Genomic DNA, 4,307 nt, shown 5'->3' on the forward strand with positions numbered 1-4,307 from the left:
CCCCCGCGCTGGAGCCGGTTGAGCCGCTGCTGGCCGCGGCCAGCGCCGATACCGGCCGCCAGGTGGCCGGCCGCCTCTGCGCCTCCTGCCACAGCTTCGAGCAGGGCGGCGCCAACAAGGTCGGTCCGAACCTCTACGGCGTGCTGGGCAACCACCATGCGCACCTGGACAACTTCAACTACTCGCCGGCGATGAAGGCGCTGTCGGAGAAGCCCTGGGACTACGCGGCGCTGAACGAGTTCCTGGCCGCCCCGGCGCGGGCCGTGAAGGGCACGCGCATGGCCTTCGCCGGCATCCGCGACGTGAAGCAGCGGGCCGACGTCATCGCCTATCTGCGCTCGCTCGACGCGAGCCCGAAGCCGCTTCCGTAATGGAGGCGTTCATCGCGGCGGCCGAAGCGGCCGCCGAGGCGGCGGGGGCGGTTATCCGCCCCCTTTTCCGTTCTGCCCTGCTGGTCGAGGCCAAGGGCGATGCCAGCCCGGTCACCGAGGCCGACCGCGCCGCCGAGCGCACGATCCGCGCCCTGCTGGCCGAGCGCTTCCCCGACCACGGCGTGATCGGCGAGGAATACGGCGCCGAGCAGGCCGATGCCGACTATGTCTGGGTGATCGACCCGATCGACGGCACCCGCGCCTTCGTCACCGGCCGGCCGCTGTTCGGCAGCCTGATCGGGCTGATGCATAAAGGCCGCCCGGTCCTCGGCATGATCGACCAGCCGGCGACCAACGAGCGCTGGCTGGGCGTCGAGGGCCGGCCGCTGCAGTTCCGCAGCCCGATGGGCGGCACGCCGCGCATCCGCGCCTGCGCGTCGCTGTCCGAGGCCGAGCTGTCCTGCACCAGCCCCGACATGTTCACCGCCAGCCAGGCGCCGCGCCACGCCAGGCTGCGCAAGGCCGTCCGCCGCGTCACCTGGGGCGGCGACTGCTACGCCTATGGGCTGATCGCGCTGGGCTTGGTCGACGTCATCGCCGAGGGCGACCTGAAGCCCTGGGACTGGGTGGCGCTGCAGCCGGTGCTGGAAGCCGCCGGCGGCAGCCTGACCGACTGGCAGGGCGCGCCGCTGCGGCTGGACGGCCCCGGCGAGGTGATCGCGCTGGGCGACAGGGGGCTGCTGCCCGAGGTCATCGCGGCGCTGGCCTGAAACGGCGGGGGAAGGCCGGCTTCCCCCTGCCGCGGCCCCATGCCAGTCTGGTCATCAGACAAGCAAGAGGGAGCCGTCATGGTGCAGGCCTTCGACAACGAGACCCCCTGGGCGCCGAGCCAGCGCTACCCCGAGCCGCGCTTCCGCGCCTTCGACCCATCCTTCCTGCGCTTCCGCGCGATGAACGGCACGGTGGAGAAGCTGGCCGGCGGCTGCCGCTGGGCGGAAGGCCCGGTCTGGTTCGGCGACCAGCGCGCGCTCTACTGGTCCGACATCCCGAACGACCGCATCCTGCGCTGGGACGAGGCCACCGGCCAGGTCGCGACCTTCCGGCAATCCTCCAACTTCGCCAATGGCAACACGCGCGACCGCCAGGGCCGCCTGGTCACCTGCGAGCACCTGACCCGCCGCGTCACCCGCACCGAATATGACGGCAGCATCACCGTGCTCGCCGACCGCTACGACGGCAAGCGCCTGAACTCGCCGAACGACGTGGTGGTGAAGTCGGATGGCAGCATCTGGTTCACCGACCCGCCCTTCGGCATCGGCGGCTATGTCGAGGGCGAGAAGGCCGAAGCCGAGCTGCCGCAGTCGGTCTACCGCATCGACGGCCAGACCGGCGCGGTGACCCTGGTGACCGACAGCCTGGCCGGCCCCAACGGCCTGGCCTTCAGCCCCGACGAAACTATTCTCTACGTTGTCGAAAGCAGAGCGGAGCCGAGGCGCATCGTCGGCTTCGATGTCGGCGCCGGCGGCAAGGTGTCGAAGCAGCGCGTGGTGGTGCAGGGCGCGCCCGGCGACACGCCCGATGGCTTCCGCGTCGACACCGAAGGCAACCTCTGGTGCGGCTGGGGCATGGGCGGGCCGGAATTCGACGGGGTGCGGGTGTTCAACGCCGAAGGCACCGCGCTGGGCCATATCGACCTGCCGGAACGCTGCGCCAACCTGTGCTTCGGTGGGCGGCACCGCAACCGCCTGTTCATGGCTGCGTCGCGGTCGCTCTACAGCATCATGGTGAATGCTCAGGGAGTCGCGGGGGGCTAAAGGGGAGACAGAGGCAGGCCAGGGGAATGAATTCCCCTGGACCCCTTCTTTTTTCTGTCAGTGCTGCCGCGCGCAAGTGTCGATGCGGGACGCGGCACTCAGTCGAGGCGCGACCTGCGGGCGAGCGCTGATTGAATGAAAATGCGTCCCGCCGTGATGCTCTGGTGTGGCCTGTGTTCAGGCGCAGGTCAGCAAACGGCCGGTGAACAGAAAGAAGATGGGGGTCTGGGGGAATTCATTCCCCCAGCCTTCACAAGGCTTCTCTGAAAACCCTTAACGCCGAACCGCTTCCACTCCCCCCGGCGCGATGATCCCGTTCCGCCGCAGGCATTCGCGATAGGCGCGGAGCTCGGCGACGCGGGTTTCGTGGGCCAGGCGGTTCTGGTTGCCGAAGTTCAGCGGGTTCGCCTGTTGTCCCAGCGAGATCACCGCCGGGTCGTTCTGGGCTTCGCTGCGGCAGGCGGCGTGGGTCGGCGAGAGCGGGGCGTCGGGCAGCGGCGGCGGCGTCGGCGTGCTGGAGGCGCAGGCGCCGAGGCTCAGCAGCGCCAGGCACAGCGTGGTGGTGCGGATCATCATTCGGCCTCCAGCCAGTCCTCGATCAGTCGCCGCGCGATCGAGTCCAGGCGCGGCAGGCCGAAGCCGTGCTTCTCGTTCTCGCGGATTTCGGTGCGGGTGAACCAGCGGGCATCGCGCAGCTCCTCCGGGTCGATGGTGATCTCGTCCGACAGCGCCTCGGCGTGGAAGCCGAGCATGATCGAGGCCGGGAAGGGCCAGGGCTGGGAGGAATGGTAGTGCACGGCGCCGACCTTGACGCCGACCTCTTCCAGCACCTCGCGGCGGACCGCTTCCTCAAGGCTTTCGCCCGGCTCCACGAAGCCGGCCAGGGTCGAATACATGGTGGTCGTCGGGAAGCGGGTGGAATGGCCCAGCAGGGCGCGCGGCCCGTCGGTCACCAGCATGATCACGGCCGGGTCGGTGCGCGGGAAGTGCTGGGCGCTGCAGGCGGTGCAGGCCATGGCGTTGCCGGCGCTGCGCGGCTCGCAGGCGGCGCCGCAGACGCCGCAGAAGCGGTGGCGGACGCGCCAGTGCATCAGCCCGCGGGCATGCGCCAGCACGCTGGCCTCGCCGGGCGGCAGCAGGCCGGCGACGGCGCGCAGGTCGGTGAAGCTGCCCATGTCGGGCGGCAGCAGCGGCAGCGGGTCCTCGGCCGCCGAGCAGTCCACCGCGAAGACCGGGCGCTGCTCCCACAGGCCGAGGAAGGCCCAGGGGCCGCCGGCCATGCGCACCGATTCCGCCGCGCGGGCGGTCAGCAGCACGGCCTCGGGCGTGCCCGCCTCGACGCCGCGCATCAGGCTGCGGCTGCGCCAGACGGGGGCGAAGACCACATCGGGCGAGGCCAGGCAGGCGGCGATGTAATCGGCGTCCTCCCGCCGGGCCGAGGCGCGGTCGAGAGGGCTGCCGGTATAGGCATTGGGTCGGGAGGCCGGGATGGACAGCATGCGGGGCTGAGCCTGCCATGCGGGCGCCAGCACGGCAACTGAGGCCGGTTTTGCCCCAGGCATCCGGGCCGCCCCTTGCCTGGGAGGGGGGGCGGCATGATATGGTGCCCTCGGAAGGTCGGCGGCGGACAGGCGCCTTGCCAACCCGGTCAGGTCCGGAAGGAAGCAGCCGCAGCGAGTTTCCGCCTGGGTCGTTCCGTCGGTCTTCCACCCCAAGGCTTCGCTGCACCCACTAGGCCCGCGCCGGGCCGCCACCCGGATCCGCCGCGCGCATGCCCAGCGACGACACCCGCGACCAGATCAGCGATCCGCTCGACCCGCCGCTGCCGGAGGGTCCGGGCCTGTTCGGCGACCCGCCGCCGCCTGAAGGCCCCGGCCTGTTCGGAGAGGCGGCCCCGGCGCCGGCTTCAGCCCCGCTGGTGGCCCCGCCCGCCGATGCCCCGGCGACGCCCTATCGCGTCCTCGCCCGCAAATACCGCCCGCAGAGCTTCGCCGACCTGATCGGCCAGGATGCGCTGGTGCGGACGCTGAAGAACGCCTTCGCGCAGAACCGGGTCGCGCATGCCTTCATGCCCACCCGCTTGACCGGCCGGGGCCAGGCGACCCCCCCCCCCCCCCACCCC

The 4,307-nt window shown here is 71.3% G+C and carries 5 protein-coding genes, 1 other RNA gene and 1 pseudogene; 5 read left to right on the forward strand and 2 right to left on the reverse strand.

Going from position 1 to position 4,307, the window contains the following annotated elements; genetic code table 11:
- The 3 genes from BKE38_RS16300 to BKE38_RS16310 form a co-directional block, all read left to right on the forward strand.
- The coding region (locus BKE38_RS16300) for a c-type cytochrome (RefSeq protein ID WP_076958341.1) at positions 1-371 on the forward strand (371 nt) is incomplete at its 5' end.
- Entirely contained in the window at positions 371-1,141 is a 771-nt protein-coding gene (gene hisN / locus BKE38_RS16305; protein WP_076958342.1) for a histidinol-phosphatase, read from the forward strand. The genes BKE38_RS16300 and hisN, both read left to right, overlap by 1 nt.
- Positions 1,142-1,219: 78 nt before the next feature.
- On the forward strand, positions 1,220-2,185 hold the full coding sequence (locus BKE38_RS16310) for an SMP-30/gluconolactonase/LRE family protein (protein ID WP_076958343.1): 966 nt from the start codon (positions 1,220-1,222) through the stop codon (positions 2,183-2,185).
- 273 nt (positions 2,186-2,458) lie between these two features.
- Here BKE38_RS16310 and BKE38_RS16315 read toward each other — a convergent pair whose 3' ends face one another.
- Entirely contained in the window at positions 2,459-2,758 is a 300-nt protein-coding gene (locus BKE38_RS16315; protein WP_076958344.1) for a phosphoribosylamine--glycine ligase, read from the reverse strand.
- Complete coding sequence (gene nudC, locus BKE38_RS16320; protein WP_076958345.1) at positions 2,758-3,684, reverse strand: NAD(+) diphosphatase; 927 nt, start codon at positions 3,682-3,684, stop codon at positions 2,758-2,760. The genes BKE38_RS16315 and nudC overlap by 1 nt, the downstream gene beginning before the upstream one ends.
- Positions 3,685-3,797: 113 nt before the next feature.
- Here nudC and ffs point away from each other — a divergent pair.
- Positions 3,798-3,895: signal recognition particle sRNA small type (gene ffs, locus BKE38_RS16325), an RNA gene on the forward strand.
- Positions 3,896-3,956: 61 nt separating this feature from the next.
- Positions 3,957-4,307 (forward strand): annotated as a pseudogene (locus BKE38_RS16330) (DNA polymerase III subunit gamma/tau); the annotation flags it as partial.

The sequence above is a fragment of the Teichococcus deserti genome, from assembly GCF_001982615.1.
In the GTDB taxonomy this organism is placed as follows: domain Bacteria; phylum Pseudomonadota; class Alphaproteobacteria; order Acetobacterales; family Acetobacteraceae; genus Pseudoroseomonas; species Pseudoroseomonas deserti.